20 protein-coding genes are annotated in these 15,838 nt (G+C 54.2%); 12 read left to right on the forward strand and 8 right to left on the reverse strand.

The features are described from left to right. Nucleotides 1-80 precede the first annotated feature (80 nt). From GS3922_RS05920 to GS3922_RS05930, 3 genes are read left to right on the forward strand one after another with little or no spacing between them, the layout of a single operon-like run. Nucleotides 81-1,220 carry a glycosyltransferase family 4 protein gene (locus GS3922_RS05920; protein WP_047817938.1) on the forward strand — a complete coding sequence of 380 codons (1,140 nt, stop codon included), beginning with the start codon at nt 81-83 and terminating at the stop codon, nt 1,218-1,220. A gap of 5 nt (nt 1,221-1,225) precedes the next feature. Then, on the forward strand, nt 1,226-2,245 hold the full coding sequence (locus GS3922_RS05925; RefSeq protein ID WP_063165593.1) for a CotS family spore coat protein: 1,020 nt from the start codon (nt 1,226-1,228) through the stop codon (nt 2,243-2,245). Nucleotides 2,246-2,263: 18 nt separating this feature from the next. Then, nucleotides 2,264-2,824: a hypothetical protein gene (locus tag GS3922_RS05930; RefSeq protein ID WP_063165594.1), complete on the forward strand. Its 561-nt coding sequence runs from the start codon at nt 2,264-2,266 to the stop codon at nt 2,822-2,824. Between the two features lie 56 nt (nt 2,825-2,880). Here GS3922_RS05930 and GS3922_RS05935 read toward each other — a convergent pair whose 3' ends face one another. Genes GS3922_RS05935 through GS3922_RS05945 form a run of 3 tightly spaced genes read right to left on the reverse strand, consistent with a single transcriptional unit; the run spans nt 2,881 to nt 6,277 of the window. Beyond that, on the reverse strand, nt 2,881-4,044 hold the full coding sequence (locus GS3922_RS05935) for a glycosyltransferase family 4 protein (RefSeq protein WP_063165595.1): 1,164 nt from the start codon (nt 4,042-4,044) through the stop codon (nt 2,881-2,883). Next, complete coding sequence (locus GS3922_RS05940; RefSeq protein WP_063165596.1) at nt 4,041-4,997, reverse strand: NAD-dependent epimerase/dehydratase family protein; 957 nt, start codon at nt 4,995-4,997, stop codon at nt 4,041-4,043. Before GS3922_RS05940 ends, GS3922_RS05935 begins: the two co-directional genes overlap by 4 nt. Beyond that, nucleotides 4,994-6,277 carry a UDP-glucose dehydrogenase family protein gene (locus GS3922_RS05945; protein ID WP_063165597.1) on the reverse strand — a complete coding sequence of 428 codons (1,284 nt, stop codon included), beginning with the start codon at nt 6,275-6,277 and terminating at the stop codon, nt 4,994-4,996. The genes GS3922_RS05940 and GS3922_RS05945 overlap by 4 nt, the downstream gene beginning before the upstream one ends. A 179-nt stretch (nt 6,278-6,456) precedes the next feature. Between GS3922_RS05945 and GS3922_RS05950 the strand changes: the two genes are divergently transcribed. Next, nucleotides 6,457-7,263, forward strand: coding sequence for a UTP--glucose-1-phosphate uridylyltransferase (locus GS3922_RS05950; protein ID WP_063165598.1), 807 nt, complete (start codon nt 6,457-6,459; stop codon nt 7,261-7,263). A 66-nt stretch (nt 7,264-7,329) separates the two neighbouring features. On the opposite strand, the gene GS3922_RS05955 is transcribed toward GS3922_RS05950, so the two are convergent. The 3 genes from GS3922_RS05955 to GS3922_RS05965 form a co-directional block, all read right to left on the reverse strand. Next, the gene (locus tag GS3922_RS05955) at nt 7,330-8,412 is read right to left on the reverse strand and encodes a glycosyltransferase (RefSeq protein ID WP_063165599.1); all 1,083 of its coding nucleotides are present in this window, start codon (nt 8,410-8,412) and stop codon (nt 7,330-7,332) included. Next, nucleotides 8,409-9,413, reverse strand: coding sequence for a phosphotransferase (locus tag GS3922_RS05960; RefSeq protein WP_063165600.1), 1,005 nt, complete (start codon nt 9,411-9,413; stop codon nt 8,409-8,411). Before GS3922_RS05960 ends, GS3922_RS05955 begins: the two co-directional genes overlap by 4 nt. A gap of 159 nt (nt 9,414-9,572) precedes the next feature. Continuing rightward, the gene (locus GS3922_RS05965; RefSeq protein WP_063165601.1) at nt 9,573-9,875 is read right to left on the reverse strand and encodes a hypothetical protein; all 303 of its coding nucleotides are present in this window, start codon (nt 9,873-9,875) and stop codon (nt 9,573-9,575) included. A 180-nt stretch (nt 9,876-10,055) separates the two neighbouring features. On the opposite strand from GS3922_RS05965, the gene GS3922_RS05970 reads away from it, so the two are divergent. Then, entirely contained in the window at nt 10,056-10,406 is a 351-nt protein-coding gene (locus GS3922_RS05970) for a DUF1360 domain-containing protein (RefSeq protein ID WP_063165602.1), read from the forward strand. Between the two features lie 185 nt (nt 10,407-10,591). On the opposite strand, the gene GS3922_RS05975 is transcribed toward GS3922_RS05970, so the two are convergent. Then, on the reverse strand, nt 10,592-11,356 hold the full coding sequence (locus GS3922_RS05975) for a hypothetical protein (protein ID WP_063165603.1): 765 nt from the start codon (nt 11,354-11,356) through the stop codon (nt 10,592-10,594). A gap of 102 nt (nt 11,357-11,458) precedes the next feature. After that, a complete protein-coding gene (locus GS3922_RS05980) occupies nt 11,459-12,178 on the reverse strand; it encodes a BMQ_0737 family morphogenetic spore coat protein (protein ID WP_063165604.1) in 720 nt (239 codons plus the stop codon). Nucleotides 12,179-12,332: 154 nt separating this feature from the next. Between GS3922_RS05980 and GS3922_RS05985 the strand changes: the two genes are divergently transcribed. The 7 genes from GS3922_RS05985 (at nt 12,333) to spoVAD (ending at nt 15,837) form a co-directional block, all read left to right on the forward strand. Next, nucleotides 12,333-12,668, forward strand: coding sequence for a hypothetical protein (locus GS3922_RS05985; protein ID WP_063165605.1), 336 nt, complete (start codon nt 12,333-12,335; stop codon nt 12,666-12,668). A gap of 272 nt (nt 12,669-12,940) precedes the next feature. Continuing rightward, the gene (locus GS3922_RS05990; RefSeq protein WP_063165606.1) at nt 12,941-13,165 is read left to right on the forward strand and encodes a hypothetical protein; all 225 of its coding nucleotides are present in this window, start codon (nt 12,941-12,943) and stop codon (nt 13,163-13,165) included. A 27-nt stretch (nt 13,166-13,192) separates the two neighbouring features. Further along, the gene (locus GS3922_RS05995; protein WP_063165607.1) at nt 13,193-13,396 is read left to right on the forward strand and encodes a phage holin family protein; all 204 of its coding nucleotides are present in this window, start codon (nt 13,193-13,195) and stop codon (nt 13,394-13,396) included. 158 nt (nt 13,397-13,554) lie between these two features. Continuing rightward, nucleotides 13,555-13,761, forward strand: a complete 207-nt coding sequence (locus GS3922_RS06000; RefSeq protein WP_020958988.1) for a DUF1657 domain-containing protein — start codon at nt 13,555-13,557, stop codon at nt 13,759-13,761. 95 nt (nt 13,762-13,856) lie between these two features. After that, complete coding sequence (locus GS3922_RS06005; protein ID WP_063167323.1) at nt 13,857-14,333, forward strand: YhcN/YlaJ family sporulation lipoprotein; 477 nt, start codon at nt 13,857-13,859, stop codon at nt 14,331-14,333. Between the two features lie 11 nt (nt 14,334-14,344). Continuing rightward, complete coding sequence (gene spoVAC / locus GS3922_RS06010) at nt 14,345-14,824, forward strand: stage V sporulation protein AC (RefSeq protein WP_063165608.1); 480 nt, start codon at nt 14,345-14,347, stop codon at nt 14,822-14,824. Next, the gene (gene spoVAD, locus GS3922_RS06015) at nt 14,824-15,837 is read left to right on the forward strand and encodes a stage V sporulation protein AD (protein WP_063165609.1); all 1,014 of its coding nucleotides are present in this window, start codon (nt 14,824-14,826) and stop codon (nt 15,835-15,837) included. The genes spoVAC and spoVAD overlap by 1 nt, the downstream gene beginning before the upstream one ends. Nucleotide 15,838 lies beyond the last annotated feature (1 nt).

The following is a 15,838-nucleotide window of genomic DNA, read 5'->3' on the forward strand; positions in this document are numbered from 1 at the left end:
CATGCACAGTAGGGAAGGAGCACACGTATGATATAAAAACAAGCTTTTGCCTGAACTTTTCGAGAAGATGGGGGAATGTCATGAAAATCGCCATGATTGCAACGGAAAAACTGCCGGTGCCAGCCATCCGGGGAGGGGCGACACAAATTTATCTCGATGCAACAGCGGCGATCATGGCGCGAAAACACGACGTCACGGTGTTGTCGATTCGCGACCGTGAGCTGCCGGATGAGGAGAAGAACAAAAACGGGGTCGCCTATCGTCGCTTCGCCCAAGAGACATACGTACAAGAAGTAGCCGCCCATTTGCGCACGGAAGCGTATGACGTCATTCACGTATGCAACCGGCCGCGCTGGATTCGCCACATCCGCGAAGCTTCGCCAGACAGCGCCATTGTGTTGAGCGTCCATAATGAAATGTTCCGGGACGATAAAATTTCGTATGCCGAAGGGATCGATTGCATTAATACGGTTAAACAAATTGTAACCGTGAGCGACTATATCGGGGCGACCATTTGCGACCGCTTCCCGCAGGCGGCTGGAAAAGTGGCGACTGTTTATTCAGGGGTCGATGGGAAGACGTTCCAGCCGAAATGGACGGCGCAAGGAGCGAAAATCAATGCGGCTGTCCGCCGCGAGCTCGGGCTCGAGGGGAAAAAAGTCGTGCTGTTTGTCGGGCGGTTGAGCAAAGTGAAAGGCGCCCATTTGCTTCTTGAGGCGCTGCCGTCAATCACCGAAAAGCATCCGGAAGCGGTGATCGTGTTTGTCGGCTCGAAATGGTTTGGCGCTAATGAGGTAAACAGCTATGTCCGTTACTTGTATACGCTCGGAGCGCTGTACGAAAACAATGCGATGTTTATTCAGTTCGTCAAACCAGAGCAAATTCCGCAGCTGTACACGATGGCTGATCTGTTCGTTTGTCCGTCCCAGTGGCAAGAGCCGCTGGCGCGCGTTCATTATGAAGCGATGGCGGCTGGGCTGCCGATCATTACGAGCAACCGCGGGGGGAACCCCGAGGTCGTTGAGAACGGCAAAAACGGCTACATCGTCAACGACTTCAGCAACCCCGAAGCGTACGCCGCACTCATCAACAAACTGCTTGACGAACCGGCTTTTGCCAGTCAAATGGGCAAATACGGGCGGCAGAAGGCGGAACGCGAATTCAGCTGGGAAGCGGTGGCCGCAAAGCTGTTGCGCGCTTACGGGGAAGAAAGGGGGTAAAGCGGTTGCAGTCACCATGGATTGCTGCCAAGGTGCTTGAGCTGTATCCGTACCAAGTTGAACAAATAGAGCTTCAATCGGTGCGGCCGAAGGAAACGGTCTGGACGGTTGCGACAGCTGAGGGAGAGAAGATGCTGCGGCAACGGGAGGCGGTGCCGGGGCGGATGCTGTTTTATGCCGAGGCGCATCGGCATTTGCAACAGCGGCAGTTTCCGATCGCCCCGTTATGCCGGACGAAAAACGGGGGGCTGTGCGTCGCCGGCGGAACGCAGGCGTACGCGCTATATGATGCCGTCAGCGGCAAGGAAGTGAGTTATTACGATGTCGAACAGCTTGAACATGTGTTTGAATTTCTCGGTTTGTTCCACGTTGCCTCACAACAGTTTTCTCCAAGCCCGAAGGCGAAAAAGCGAAACCGGCTCGGAAAGTGGCCAAAGACGTATACGTGGAAACTGCAGGAGCTGTCCGGCTACAAGAAAATGGCGGCTTCGTTCGTTGATGATCCGTTTTCCATCTTGTTTTCCGAGACGGTCGGTGCGATGCTCGACGCGGGCGAGGAAGCGGTCGAGCAGCTAGACAGCGATGCCTACGCCGAATGGACAGCTGGTCCGAACCGATGGACAGGGTTTATTCATAAAGACATTTCCTTGTCACACCTCGTCGAAACGGAAGAGACGATGATGATGCGCTATCTGCCAGCGGTCGTCATCGACTTGCCGGTGCGCGACATTCAAGTGCTGCTCCACAAAGTAATGAAAAAGATGGCGGTGTGGGATGAAGAATTGGCCGCGCGGCTGATTCAGGCGTATCACCGCACCCACCCGCTCACCGACGAGCAGTACAGGCTGCTTGAGGCGGAGCTGTTGTTTCCGCACTTGTTTGCCTCCGTCGCCCGCAAGTATTATTTAGGGGCAAAAGACAATTGGTCAGATGAAAAATATATGTGGGAGCTGCAGACAGCCATTACGGTCGAGCGGACAAAACAAGATGCGCTTCGCCGTACGCCGCTGCCATCGCTACTGTAAAGAAGGAGGTGCCTAACGTTGGATCACATTCCGAAACTCGACTTGCAGCCGTTTCGTTTTTCCCCGCCCGGACCGATGGGGTGGGGATGGATGGAAGACGGTGAGTTTTTCGATCAGCTATTGCTCGGCGTAGTGGAAGCGGAAGAAGAGGAAACGGACGCTGACGTGCCGCCCGTCCTTGTCGAGCTGGCCGGAGAAGGGGAATGGCAAGAAGCCGCTGTCCCGCTGCCGCCAATAGTGGAACACAAAAAAGAAACGCGTTCGTCCGCGCCGAAAAAAGAAAAACGTCTAAAACGGCGAGAGGAGGCAAGCCAAAGCGAACGTTCGAAACGGCGAGAGGAGGCAAGCCAAAGCGAACGTCCGAAACGGCAAGCGAAGGCAGCCCGGGACGAACAATCGGAACCGTCGGAGAAGCCGGCTGCCGTCAGCCGTCCAAAACAGCACGAACCGGCGGAACAAGAAAGAGAAAAGCCGTCCGAGCGACGGATGGCCGTCTCGTTCGCCATTTCTTCCGCCCGTATTCCCCAGCCGAAAGCGGTGGGAACGCATAAAAAAGGAAACGTATTTACGATCGGATAAGGAGAAGGATGCCGCATCACAGGCATCCTTTTGTGATGACTCCGGCCGCCCGGCTGCTAGAGGCCGGCGGTTTGCCGCTGATGGGCGGCGAGCGCCTCGTTATAGACCGCTTCAAGGCGGCCGGCGACGTGTTCAAATTGGAAGTTCGCCTCCACCCTCTCCCGCGCTGTTTCAGCCATGCGCCGGGCGTGTGTTTGTTGTTCAAACAGATAGCTGATCGCTTCCGCGAACGCCTGCTCGTTCGCATAATCATCAACGACAAGCCCAGTTTGGCCGTGACGGACGATTTCAGTGTTGCCGCCGCGGTTGGTCGTCACAACCGGAATGCCGGCGGCCATGGCCTCGTAATGGACGCGGGCGAGCGGCTCGTGCCATTGGGAGCTGCACACAAACACGTCAGCCATTAAAAGCAGTTTCGGAATATGGCGGTGCGGCACGTAGTTCGTGAAGATGACGTGGTCACTTAGCGGCGCGGCGAGCTGATGCAGCCAGTCGATGTATTCGCTTCGGCTGTTGTCGCTAAACCATTTTCCGCCGGCGATGACAAGCACTGTCTCAGGATGGCGGGCCAACAAGGACGGCAAGGAGCGAATCAGCACATGCGGCCCTTTTGTTTTGCTAAGCCGGCCGATAAATAACACTACTTTTTTATCGTCGAGTCCATGCGCCCGGCGCTCGGCTTGGCGGATGCGCGCCCCCTCTTCCGTCCAAACCGGGACGTATTGCTGCAAGTCCACTCCGGAATAAATGACATTGATTTTTTTTGGATCGACCGGATAGCGGCCTGTTACCGTCCGTTTAATATATTCGCTGACGGCAGTCAGCCGCGTGCATGCCGCCAGTGCCCGCTCAGCTTCTTCCGGCGTGATTTTCAGCGGTGAAAACATGTCGTTATGAAGGCTCAGCACAAAGGCGCTGTGCGGCGCCGCGGCCTGGTAACTAGCGAGCGGCGCAGGGCGATTGAACACATGGACGACGTCGAAACGGTTTGCGGCCAGCGCACGCGCCACATCAGCTTCATATGTCATCTTCGGAAAGCGGATGTAGCGGATGTTTCCAGTTGTCTCTTCATGCGGCAAGAGCGGATCGGCGACAGAGAAAATGGTCAGTTCGTGGCGGCGGGCAATGAGCGGAGCGATTCCGTCAATCATCACTTGAATCGCACCGCCCTTTATTGCCGGTGAAGGCAGTTTTTCTGTGCAAACGTAGGCGATGTTCATGTCTGACCACCTTCGTATAATGAACGGATGTATTCGATTTCTTTTTGCAGTCCATCGATAAGCGTGACCGTCGGTTCGTATGCGAGCAGCCGCTCTGCCTTCGTCAGGTCGGCCCATGTCTGTTTCGGCTCCCCGCGGGCGGCTGGCGTATAATGGATTGTCGCCTTTCTCCCGGTCAGCGCTTCAAGCAGGCGAATCACCTCATTGACGGATGCCCGTTCTTTTCCGCCGATGTTGATCGTTTCTCCGACTGCGCGGTCCTGCTCAAGCGCGGCTGCTGTCCCGTTGATACAGTCGGAAATATAGGTGAAGTCGCGCGACTGCGTGCCGTCGCCGAATACGGTGAGCGGCTGGCCGGCGAGCAGTTGGCGGATAAAGCGGTGGAACGACATATCGGGGCGCTGGCGCGGACCGTAAACGGTAAAATAGCGCAAAATGACGACCGGCACAGCAAACTCGCGGAAATAGACGCGGCATAAATGCTCACCGGTAAGTTTCGTAATGCCGTATGGGGAGAGCGGAACCGGTTCGAGCGTTTCGGACAGCGGGCCGCTCCGCTCGCCGTAAACGGACGAGGTTGAAGCATAGATGAACCGTTTGAGCGGCAAGTCTTTGCACGCTTCAAGCAGCCGCTGCGTAACGGAAATGTTGTGCACCGCATAAGCGGCAAAGTCCGTTCCCCAGCTCGTTCGCACGCCGGGCATGCCGGCTAAATGGTATACGGCATCCACATCTGTTAACAACGCGGGCAAGTCGGCGGTCAGCAGATCGGTCTCAACGAATGTAAACCGCGGATGGGCTTGCAACTGGGCGATGTTTTTTGCTTTCAGCGGCGCCGGTGTCGGGCCGAGAAAGCCGTCGACGCCGATGACTTGGTGCCGGTCGTTTTCGAGCAGTTTTTCACATAAATGGGAGCCGATAAACCCGGCCGCCCCGGTGACGAGGATGTTCATGGACGCCCCACCCCCATGTAGCGCAAACCGCTCTGTTCGACAGCAAGGCGATCCAAACAATTTCGTCCGTCAAAGACGAGCGTCCCGTTCATCGCTGCTTTCACCTCTGACCAGTCAAGCGTGCAAAATTCGTCCCAGTCGGTGGCGATGACTAAGCCATCCGCTCCTTGGATCGCTTCGTGCACCGACCGCACTTGTTTGACATTGGCAAGGGGGGATGTCAGCGTCGCCTTCGGGTCGTAGGCGGCGACCGTGCAGCCCGCTTCGCTTAATCGACGGATGAGCGCTTCGGCGGGGGAAAAACGGGTATCGTCCGTGTTCGGCTTAAAGGCGATGCCAAGCACAGCGATTTTTTTGCCGTGCAGCGGGGCAAGCACTTGATTCAGTTTGTCGAGGCAAACGTCGAGCTGGGTGGCGTTGACCGACTGCACTGCTTGCAACAGGTGCGGCTCGACATGGCGCGAGCGCGCCGCATGTTCGAGCGCTTTCACATCTTTTGGAAAGCAGGAGCCGCCATAGCCGAGACCGGCTCGCAAAAAATGCGGGCCGATGCGCGGATCGAAGCCGATCCCGCGGGCGATGTCGTTGACATCGACGGCAAACGCGTCGCAAATGCGCGCCATTTCGTTGATAAAGGATATTTTGGTTGCTAAAAAGGCATTGGCGGCGTATTTGATGAGTTCCGCTCCAGTGAGGCTCGTCGTGACGTAAGGAGCGTTGATGCCGGCGTACATTGCCTGCACGACAGCGAGCGACCGATCGTCGTCCGGCTCGAGGCCGACGACGATTTTGTCCGGGTGAAACATATCGTAAACGGCCGACCCTTCGCGCAAAAACTCCGGATTGGACACGATGCGAAATAAATGCGGCGCCATTCCTTTCCGGATGAGCTCAGTACGCATCCATTCATTCGTTCCCGGCGGGACAGTGCTTTTCGTGATGATCGTTTTGTATGATTCGACCGTTGCGGCTAGGCGTTCGAGCACCGCTTCGATATAGCGCAAGTCGGCGCTGCCGTCCGGCCGCGGCGGAGTGCCGACGCAAATGACAATGACGGCCGCCCGTTTAATATAATCCCAGCGGCCGCTAAATGTTAAATAGTTGCAGTTTTTAGTGACCAACTCTTCTAACCCCGGTTCATAAAACGGGATTTCCCCGTTGTTGAGCAGGCGAATTTTCCGTTCATCTTGATCGATGCAATGCACCTCATGCCCAAGTTCAGCAAGGACGGCTGCAGTGGTCAGTCCGACGTAGCCAGCGCCGATGATGCAGATGTTCATGCTAATAGGCCTCCTTCGCGAAATCTCCGGCTTTTATAGCGTATTAACGGACAAGCTTTGTTTGCTACATGACAAGCGCCTAAAACGCCGGAAATCAGACGGCCTATTTTCGGGGGACAACCTTCCCTGCCATTCGGAACCGAATACGATAAAGATATAGAAGACAAGGGGGGGAAGCGATGGTCAAAAAAGCGATCATCCCCGCGGCCGGGTATGGGACAAGAGGCTTGCCGGTGACGAAAGTCATTCCGAAAGAGATGTTTCCTATCGGCGCTAAGCCGGCGATTCAATATATTGTGGAGGAGGCGTTTGCCTCGGGAATTGAGGAGCTGCTCATTATTGTCTCGCGGGCGAAAAGCTTAATCGTCGACTACTTTGACCGCTCTTTAGAGCTCGAGGCGTTTTTAGAACGGCGGAATAAGACACATTTGTTGAAGGAGGAGTTCATCCCTTCCGGACAAATTTATTATACGCGCCAGCCGTATGCGCGGGGATTAGGGGATGCCGTCCGGCTTGGCAAGTCGTTTGTCGGCGGCGAGCCGTTTGCCGTGCTGTTGCCTGACGATATCGTGTTGCATGAAGGGACTCCGGCTATTCGGCAGCTCATTGAGCAGTACGAACGATGTGGGCAAAGCGTTGTCGGTTTAAATCAAGTAGGGAGAAACGAATTGCATAAATACGGCGTCATCCGCGGTGAACCGCTCACCGATGGCGCGTATAGCATCACCGATATGGTGGAAAAGCCAAAAACGAACCCGCCGTCCGACTTGGCCGTCATCGGCCGCTACGTGTTCACGCCGGCCATTTTTTCCTATTTAGAGGCGCTGCCAACCCTCGGAGACGAAGAAATTCAGCTGACCGAGGCCATCCGCCGTCTGGCGGCCGCGGAAGGATGCCAAGGGAAACTGATCGCCGGAACACGGTTTGATATCGGTACAGCTGACGGCTATATGGCGTTGCTTTCGGCCGTTTGGAAAGAAAATTAAACGCTCCTCCGCCTACGCGCATAGTTGGAAATGAGGGCGGTTCGGAATGAAAAAACCAGGTGCAAACTACCTGGTTTTTTTTCTCAGCCAATCGTACAGCCGTTCTTGCTCTTTAATTTGTTTGGCGACGTCAAACCGCTGCTCAATCACTTTGCGCGCCCGCTTTGTAAACAGCGGAATCTGCTCTGGGTGTTCAAGAAAAAAGCGGATGCCGTTCGCCAGCTCTTTGTCGTCTTTCTCCGGGGCGAGGTAGCCCGTGCGCCCGTGTTCGATCAGTTCAGGGATGCCGGCATGATTCGTCGAGATGACTGGCAGCCCGCTCGCCATCGCCTCTTTCAGCACGTTCGGGATGCCTTCGATGTCCCCGTCAGAGGCCGTCTCGCTCGCTAGGCAAAACAGATGGGCGCGGTTCATTTCTTGAGCGATGGCGGCCGCATCCATGGCGCCAAGCAATTCGACAAATGGGGTCAGCCCGAGCTCATTGATGAGCCGGCGAATGTTTTCCTCATCTTTCCCGCTCCCGATAATGCGGAGGCGGCAGCGGGGATGTTTCGCATGCACGTGCTTGAAGGCGCGCACGAGCGTTAAAAAGCCTTTTTTCTCGACGAGCCGGCCAATCGAAAGAATGACGATGTCCCCATTTTCCGGGATCGTTCGTTCCTGATAAGGAAATAAATCGAGTTCAATGCCGCCGTAGAGGACATGGATTTTTTCTTGAGGAAACCCTAAAGTGATCAGTTCATCGGCTAAGTAACGGCAGACGGGAAGAAAGAGCGCCCCGTGCTGTTTGAGCAGGCTATACCGCTTTTGGTTGCGCCGCAGGCTGTTCCCTTTTGCGGAGCCGTCACGGCCGCGGATGCTGACGACAAGCGGAATGCGATGGGCGATGCAAAGCGGGAGAATTTCAATGGCGTGTTTGCCGTGATGAGCATGAATGGCCACGATATTTTGTTCTTTGACGAAACGGTCGAAATTGTTGATATCGTTGAGGTGATAATAATTAACGAGAGGAAACGGGTGGCTGCCATCATCAGCGAACGACCCGATCATGATCGACCGGTATTTTTTTAGATGAACCATTTGGTTGTAAATAAAGCGCTGGTTAATTTTCATTTTTTCATGGATAAAGTGGGCGATCGTTTGTTTCATGTTCTCGATCCCTCGCTTTTTAGTAAATCGGACAAAAAAGCGAATTTTTTCGTTTCCTGTTCGGCGAGACGGGTGAGCAAGTCCAAAGACGATGGGTTGCTTGCCGCCCGTTTTGGCTTTTCAAGGCTCACCGCTTCGTTGTAAAACACGTGCGGAAACATGGCATCGGCCAAGTAGACGCTTTTATACGGAACGTACGGCAGGCAGATGGAAAAGTAAAGTTCAAACAACGGTTGAAGCCGTTTGATGACATTGTTTTTCGGGTTTTTCGTCAAAGAAATGAGCAAAAAACGAAAATCGTCAAGCGGAAGGCCGTAATAGGCGCGGTCAAAGTCGATCATCACCACATTGTTGTTTTCCGCCAATAAAAGATTGTTGCTGTTATAATCCCCGTGGCAAATGGCTTTTCGCTCCGCCGCCTCACGGCAAAAGCCGGCCAGGTTGCTTTTTTCAAGCAGCGCATAGCTCTGGTCAGCAAGTCGCGTCATCTGTTTCATTATATGAGAAAGAGCCGTCCCATTCGCAGCTGTTTTCGCCAGCTCTTGCAATTGTGCCACTTTTTGACGGTGTGCGCACAGCACCTCTTTCGGCTCCGGAAAGGAAGGAGAGCCGGTGCCGATCCACTCGGTAAACAGGCTGTCGGCATGGAAGCGGGCCAATCCCTCGATTCGTTGCTGGAAAGATGGCCTTGTTTCGCTTAAGGGGACATAATCCATTAAATAGTAATAACTGTTTTTTCGGTGAACGTAATATTGTTTTGTTTTAGTCTGGAAAATTTCCGGGACGTGAAATCCTGTGTCGTATAGCTTGGAATGAAGCAAGATCGGAAAATTGGTTTTCTCTTCATTTAGCCGCTTGAGCACGTACCGCTGGCCCGTTTTTTTGTTTTGTACAAGCCATACTTTTTCTTCCTTCAGTTCACCGATGACGTCGGTCTCGGTTTCCGATAGGCCGTAATGGTTTAACACGTCAAATAGCAGGCGAGATCGTTTCGAAGCCAAGGTCAGTTCCTCCTAGCATCATTGTCGATTAGTAAAAGTGTATGTAAGAGAAAAAGAGTTGGTATAGACAAGCGCACCAGCTAACGAGAAAACGGCGCCGTCAAAAACTAAAGCGCCGGCTGCGCTGTTTGGGCGCCAGCCGGCGACGCTATGTTCCTGTTATTCCTCCTCGTCATCCACATTGGTTGATGAAGCCGGCCGCATGGAAGCAGGGAGATCGATTGCCGTGATCGCCGTCGCATTGAGGGAAAGCGGGCGCCCCCCATCTTCGTAAAAACGGTCAACCAACAGCGAAACGGTGTTCGTCCGCGGCTCGAAATCGAGAAAAAGCGCGTTGTAATATGTCTCGTTGGCGGTGTGTACGTTCACTTCTGTGTTCGGCGGAAGTGCCGTCAGCTGTTCATAAAGAGCGCGGGGAAGGCGGGGGCGGGTCGGCCGCTGATCGAAAAATACATGATACATTGTGTCGCCTCCTTTCTTTCTTATCTCTTGTGTTAAAAACCTATACTCCATCATATGATTGGCGTAGGAGAGCGTTTGGGTAAACGTCCGCACGAAGGCGAATTCGCCCGCCGCTAGATGAAGCAAAGAGGAAAAGAGACCTCCTTTTGCGGCCATGGGGAGCGGAAAGGGGAGAGGAATGTGGATGATCCGTTTTCGTTTGTTCTTCTTTGTCTGGCCAGCTTCCGCCTGACGAGGCTCATCGCATATGATGCGATCATGAACTGGCTGCGCCGGCCTTTTCACGAGTGGGTCGAAGAGGAGCTTCCAGACGGAAGAAGGGAAGTAGTTCTCGTTTTGAAGGGAAGCGGGCTGCGGCGCTGGTTCGGCGAATTGTTGAGCTGCTACTGGTGCACCGGGATATGGTGTGCGGCGTTTTGTTACGCCGGCATGATGCTTTGGCCGACCGTCTTTCAACCGTTCATCGTGCTGCTTGCCATTGCCGGCGGTGCGGCGCTCATTGAGACGATTGTCAGCAGATGGCTGTCATAGAGAGGCATGGCTAGTGATCGGCCAATGCGGATGGCCCATCGATGCTGCTGGCCAATCGCTGCTTTGCAAGGCCCGGCGTCGCTTAGGCTGTCGTTAGCCGTCGGAATGAGAACACCGGCCTAAGAGCAGGCCGGCGAAGAAAAGAAAGCGCGCGGTTGGGCGTGCGAAACGATGGAAAGGACCGGTTACCATTGGATGGCGATATGGTTGGCCGCGGGAACGCCTTTTGGCAATTCGGCGCAATACACAAAGCCGTCGACCGTCAACGACCGGGCGCTGCCCGACGGGCGGACGGCGATTTCAAATTGGGAGAAGCGCCGCTCTTCACCGGGTTCAAGCGGGGAGCCATGGAGCGGGGCGATCCAATATTCGCCGTTTTGCCGCACTTTTTCCCGCCAGTTTTCTTGGGTGAACGTCCAGCTTTCTCCGCTGCTTGCGGCAAGCAGTTCTTGTTCAGCACGGGCGCTTTGCGGCAGCACAATTTTTCCGCTCAGCACCGCTGTTTTGGGCGGGGAGAGACGGAGACAGACAATGAGATGGTGAAGCGGCGTTGTTCCGCTGTTGCGAATGATGAAATCGCCGATTACGGTCATCTCTTCCTCGTCAAGATGCGACGGAATGACGACAGAATAGTGGAACAGCGCCAACACAGAGGCGGTCGGCTCGGCGGTTGTTTGTTTTCCTTCGGAGCGATGATGTTCCGCCTCTTCTAGGGCGATTTCGGATAACAACAATTGGCGTTCCAAGGCAGCGATTTTTTTCTTATATGTTTCAACGTTGACGGTTTCTGCTTCGCGGAACTTTTCTTTCCAATAGGCGCTGCGCATTTTTTCCTTGGCCAGCTCGGCTTCTAGTTGCTGCAACTGTTGCTTGCATGAGGCAGCTTCCGACCGGTAGTGGATGATTTGCTGCTGCAGGCGGAGGTGTCGGTCATCGTTCGTGTTTTTCACTTGCTTTCCACCCCTTCCATTTTTATCTTATGTACGCACAGCGGGCAAATGCCATATAAAAAAGGCTGTTGTTGGGAACAACAGCCTGAACGGTGCCGGACGTTACATGGCCGGGAATACGTCTGGGCATTGCGGCGGGAATTTGTTCGTCGGGCAAAGCACGGCTTCAGCAAGTTCTTCCCGCGGCTGGCAGAAACGGGCTTCGACTTCGATTTTGACATCGGCTTCCATTTGGACTTCAAGGCACAAGGTGATGGAAACGTCGAGCTGGGCAAAGTTGTCCGTGCAAACGAGGCTCGTGTCGCATTCGAAGAAAGAAATATGGCAGTTGAGTTGCGTGCCTTCTGGAGCGCATAAGATGAATGTTTGCGCCGTGGCAAACGGAATCGGTGACGACTGGCAAATGACCGTGCCGGTCGGGCTGACGATTTGCACGACGACGTGCCCTTTGACGAGCGCTTTGACTTTTTGCAGCGTGACGATCTCACCAGAAGGAAGCGTGACGTTTACAGGCTGCCGGCCGTTTGGTTGCGTAATTTCCTGGCAAATCAACGCGTCCTGGTCAACGACTGGATCGATCGGGTTTCCTGCAGCATCGGTTAAGAAGCAGCGGATCGTCAAAGCTTGCGGGTCCATCGCTTGCGCCGTCAAGAATTCACACATTGTTCCTGTCCGCTGGCAATTGGTCGTTGGAAAAATCATTTCCAAATCGTCGCCGCTGAAGCTGCGCAACGGTACATCAATTTGGCGCGTCACCCAGTCGTAAACTTTGCGGGTTCTGATGCATACTTTTTCTTTATCGCGACGATGATAATGGCCCATTTTCTTCGTTCCTCCTATCGTTCATTTGTTCCCCAACGCCTGATGGTTTGGGACTACTGTATACTATGAACGACATGGGTAAATGTGTTGGGACAGATGCGGATTTTTTGCCGACGGACGCATGCCGGAGACGAAACAAAGGGGGAGATGACGAATGAAAGAAAAACAAGGGACGATCCATACGGAAAAAAGAGGAATGGATGAACGGCGGCTGATGGAACGGATCACCGAGCTGGAGCGCCGGCTGAAAGAGGTGGAAGCGGAAAATATTGTTTTGCGGGAACTGGCCTACCAAAGCGAACAGCGTTACGAACAAATCAAACAGCTCATGAAAGAAAACGACGAACTGCGCCGTCAATTGCAACAGCTGCCGCAGCCGGAAGCGTCGGGCGATGTTGACAAGGAAGAACGGCCGGACAGTTGGTTTTTCCATACGCTTAGGCAAGAAAACGCGATTGCGCCCCGTCCGGAGCGAGGCAGCAAAAAATGAGAAGCACCCTTGGCCTATACGGCCATACAATAGCAATAGCCATACATTTTTCTATACGGGGGGATGAAGCCATGATGAAACCAACTCCGCCGAAACCGACGACGTGGGCGCTTTCCTCGACAACCCAGCCGGTGCGGCGCCCACGAGGCTGCGGCTGCGGCCGGCCGCCGGTCGTAAAGAAATAGCAAGAGGCCGTGAGAGACGCCTATACTCCGTTTCCTTTCCTTGCATAGTCTAACAGTGCAACTAGGCGAAAGGAAGGGGGGATGGGGATGTCGGATCGAAAAAAAGCAAAAGTCATTCACGTTGATAAGCTGATCATTCACGCCGATGACGTCGTGATTGTGCCGCGCGGACGCATTCGTGATCCATGGCTGTTCCCGCATCGTGCTGATGCCGAGATCGAAGCCATTGAAGATGTGCGGGATGGAGCAGGGCGCGATGAGGGAGGACACGATCGGGACGAAGGGGAACGGAGGCCGTTCTCATGGATTTAGTCATGAGGCAAATGGGGGATATGAACAGTGGAGCGTTTTAAAAATTACGGGCTTTGGCTTGGAATTGGGTCGTTTGTCGTATTGGCCCTTGAGACGTTCGGCGTCGATATCGACCTTGGCAAATACGAGCAGCTGTATCACGCGCTGTTAAGCGTTTTAGTGATGGCCGGCATTTTAAACAATCCATCGCTTGGCCGCGGTTATTCTGACAAAGTCGACAAACAGTCATAAACGGCAAGGGCGCCTGTGGCAACGGCGCCCTTTTTGCGCCCGAAAAACCGGAAGTGCGGCGGACTGTTTTACAGTAAATGACAATTATAATTTGCCGGGGAAAAACCATTCTAATCATTGTCACCACCAATTCAACCACTTAAGGGAGGACATGAATCATGACTGTTGCTACACAAGTGAAACAAACGTTAGCTGGATTAAAAACCGCCCAAGCGAGCTTCGAAACGTTTGCGCTGCAAACGGAAAACCAAGCCGCGAAACAGCTTTATCAGCAAGCTGCTCAACAAACGCAAGCGGTCATCGATTTAGTCAACTCGCGCGTGCAAGAAATCCAAAACGAAGAGCCACAATATAAACAGCAGTAACATTTGCGGAGGCAGATGTTGCGGTTCGGGCGGAAAGGTTGGCGGCACGCCAACCTTTTCCCCGCCTGACGGAAATACATAAAACGAATGGGTTGATGACGATGAAACAATGGTGGTTGGCGGCGATGGCTGCCTTCATGGTGGTCAGCGGCTGCGCGAAAGAGGAAACAGAACAAAAACAATCGCTGCAAGGGGCGGATTTGATGCGAGCCCAAACGTCTGGGACGGCCAAAGGGGCTCGGCTCGACCAAGGACCGGCCGAGCGGGCCGCCGCCTATTTACGACAGCGCCGGGACATCCGCGATGTGGTGGTGGTCAACAGTGGAGACCGGCTGCTCGTCGCGTATCAAATTCCCCATATGCAGCGATGGAACCGAAAGAAGATCGAAAAAGACGTTGAAGACCGACTGCGCGATATGTTTCCCGGTTACCAAGTTGTTTCCTCAAGCGATTTAAAAATCTTTTGGAAAACGCAGCAATTAAAAACAAAGATGGTCAACAAACGCTGGGATCAGCGGGAGGTCAACCGGGAAATCGGGCGCATTGAAAAGCTGAGCAAAGAGCAGACATAAGAGGTGTCATTATGGCGAATGAAAAGCGGAAAAAGTTAACTCCGGTTCAACAAGAGTATCACTTATTTGAAAAAGAACGGGAAACAAAGCGCCCGATCGTTCGCAACTGCGCCTGCGCCTTTCTCGTCGGCGGGACCATTTGTGCGATCGGACAGGCGATCTCTTATTTTTATATGTATTTCTTTGACTTCACCGAGCAGACGGTAGGGAACCCGACGGTGGCGACCATGGTTTTTTTGTCAATGATTTTAACCGGCCTTGGCGTCTATGACCGAATCGCTCAGTTCGCCGGAGCGGGGAGCGCTGTGCCGGTGACGGGGTTTGGCAACGCCGTCATTTCCGCGGCGATTGAACACCGAACAGAAGGATTCGTGCTCGGCGTGGGTTCCAACATGTTCAAGCTCGCCGGCTCGGTCATTTTGTTCGGTACGTTTGCGGCATTTGTCATCGCCCTCATCAAAACGATTGCCATACAGTGGGGGGGATTGTAATGCTGAAAGGGCATCGCACTTGGGTATTTGCGAACAAACCGGCCATTGTTGCGACCGCCGCCGTCGGCGGGCCGTTTGAGGCCAACGGCCGCCTCGCCGACGATTTCGATCTTCTTCACGAAGATTTATGGCTTGGCGAGGAGTCGTATGAGAAAGCGCACCGCGTTTTGCTTGAGGAAGCGGCATTTCAAGCGATGGAAAAGGCCGGTTTGGAGAAGGAACAGGTGCAGTTTTTCATCGCCGGCGACTTAATTAATCAAATGACGCCGACTAGCTTCGCCGCCCGGACGCTCGGCGCCCCGTATCTCGGCATTTTCGGCGCTTGCTCCACATCAATGGAAGGGCTGGCGCTCAGCGCTTTTATTACAAACTATGGCGGGGCAGACTATATATTGACCGGGGCATCGAGCCATAACACCGCCGTCGAAAAACAGTTCCGCTATCCGACAGAGTACGGCGGACAAAAGCCGCCGACGGCGCAGTGGACCGTCACTGGCGCCGGGGTCGCCATCGTCAGCCCAAAAGGGGACGGGCCGCGCGTGACGGCAGCGACGATCGGCCGGGTCGTCGATATGGGAATGGCCGATCCGTTTAATATGGGCGGTGCGATGGCACCGGCGGCGGTCGATACGATTGAAGCGCATTTACGCGATATGCAAATCGATGCATCGCACTATGACTTGATTGTCACCGGCGACTTAGGGAGAATCGGGCGTCAAGTTTCCCTAGATTTGTTGCGTCAGCACGGCATTGAGATTGATGAGGAGCGTTACCAAGATTGCGGGCTCCTTATTTACCGCGATGGGCAGCCCGTGCTGTCCGGGGCGAGCGGGGCGGCTTGTTCCGCTGTGGTCATTTACGGCCATTTGCTCAAACGGATGCGGCGCGGCGAGCTGAAGCGCATTTTAGCTGTAGCGACCGGTGCGTTATTGTCGCCATTGTCGTTCCAGCAAAATGAAACGATTCCGTGCATCGCCCATGCGGTGGCGATCGAGTATGGAGGTGAGGCGTAGC

It is taken from the genome of Geobacillus subterraneus (genome assembly GCF_001618685.1).
In the GTDB taxonomy this organism is placed as follows: Bacteria; Bacillota; Bacilli; order Bacillales; family Anoxybacillaceae; genus Geobacillus; species Geobacillus subterraneus.

Coding starts and splice junctions, on each gene's coding strand:
- GS3922_RS05920 (WP_047817938.1), top strand. CDS start 81: ATGAAAATCGCCATGATTGCAACGGAAAAACTGCCGGTGCCAGCCATC.
- GS3922_RS05935 (WP_063165595.1), bottom strand. CDS start 4,044: ATGAACATCGCCTACGTTTGCACAGAAAAACTGCCTTCACCGGCAATA.
- GS3922_RS05940 (WP_063165596.1), bottom strand. CDS start 4,997: ATGAACATCCTCGTCACCGGGGCGGCCGGGTTTATCGGCTCCCATTTA.
- GS3922_RS05945 (WP_063165597.1), bottom strand. CDS start 6,277: ATGAACATCTGCATCATCGGCGCTGGCTACGTCGGACTGACCACTGCA.
- GS3922_RS05950 (WP_063165598.1), top strand. CDS start 6,457: ATGGTCAAAAAAGCGATCATCCCCGCGGCCGGGTATGGGACAAGAGGC.
- GS3922_RS05955 (WP_063165599.1), bottom strand. CDS start 8,412: ATGAAACAAACGATCGCCCACTTTATCCATGAAAAAATGAAAATTAAC.
- GS3922_RS05965 (WP_063165601.1), bottom strand. CDS start 9,875: ATGTATCATGTATTTTTCGATCAGCGGCCGACCCGCCCCCGCCTTCCC.
- GS3922_RS05980 (WP_063165604.1), bottom strand. CDS start 12,178: ATGGGCCATTATCATCGTCGCGATAAAGAAAAAGTATGCATCAGAACC.
- GS3922_RS05985 (WP_063165605.1), top strand. CDS start 12,333: ATGAAAGAAAAACAAGGGACGATCCATACGGAAAAAAGAGGAATGGAT.
- GS3922_RS05990 (WP_063165606.1), top strand. CDS start 12,941: ATGTCGGATCGAAAAAAAGCAAAAGTCATTCACGTTGATAAGCTGATC.
- GS3922_RS06000 (WP_020958988.1), top strand. CDS start 13,555: ATGACTGTTGCTACACAAGTGAAACAAACGTTAGCTGGATTAAAAACC.
- GS3922_RS06005 (WP_063167323.1), top strand. CDS start 13,857: ATGACGATGAAACAATGGTGGTTGGCGGCGATGGCTGCCTTCATGGTG.
- spoVAC (WP_063165608.1), top strand. CDS start 14,345: ATGGCGAATGAAAAGCGGAAAAAGTTAACTCCGGTTCAACAAGAGTAT.
- spoVAD (WP_063165609.1), top strand. CDS start 14,824: ATGCTGAAAGGGCATCGCACTTGGGTATTTGCGAACAAACCGGCCATT.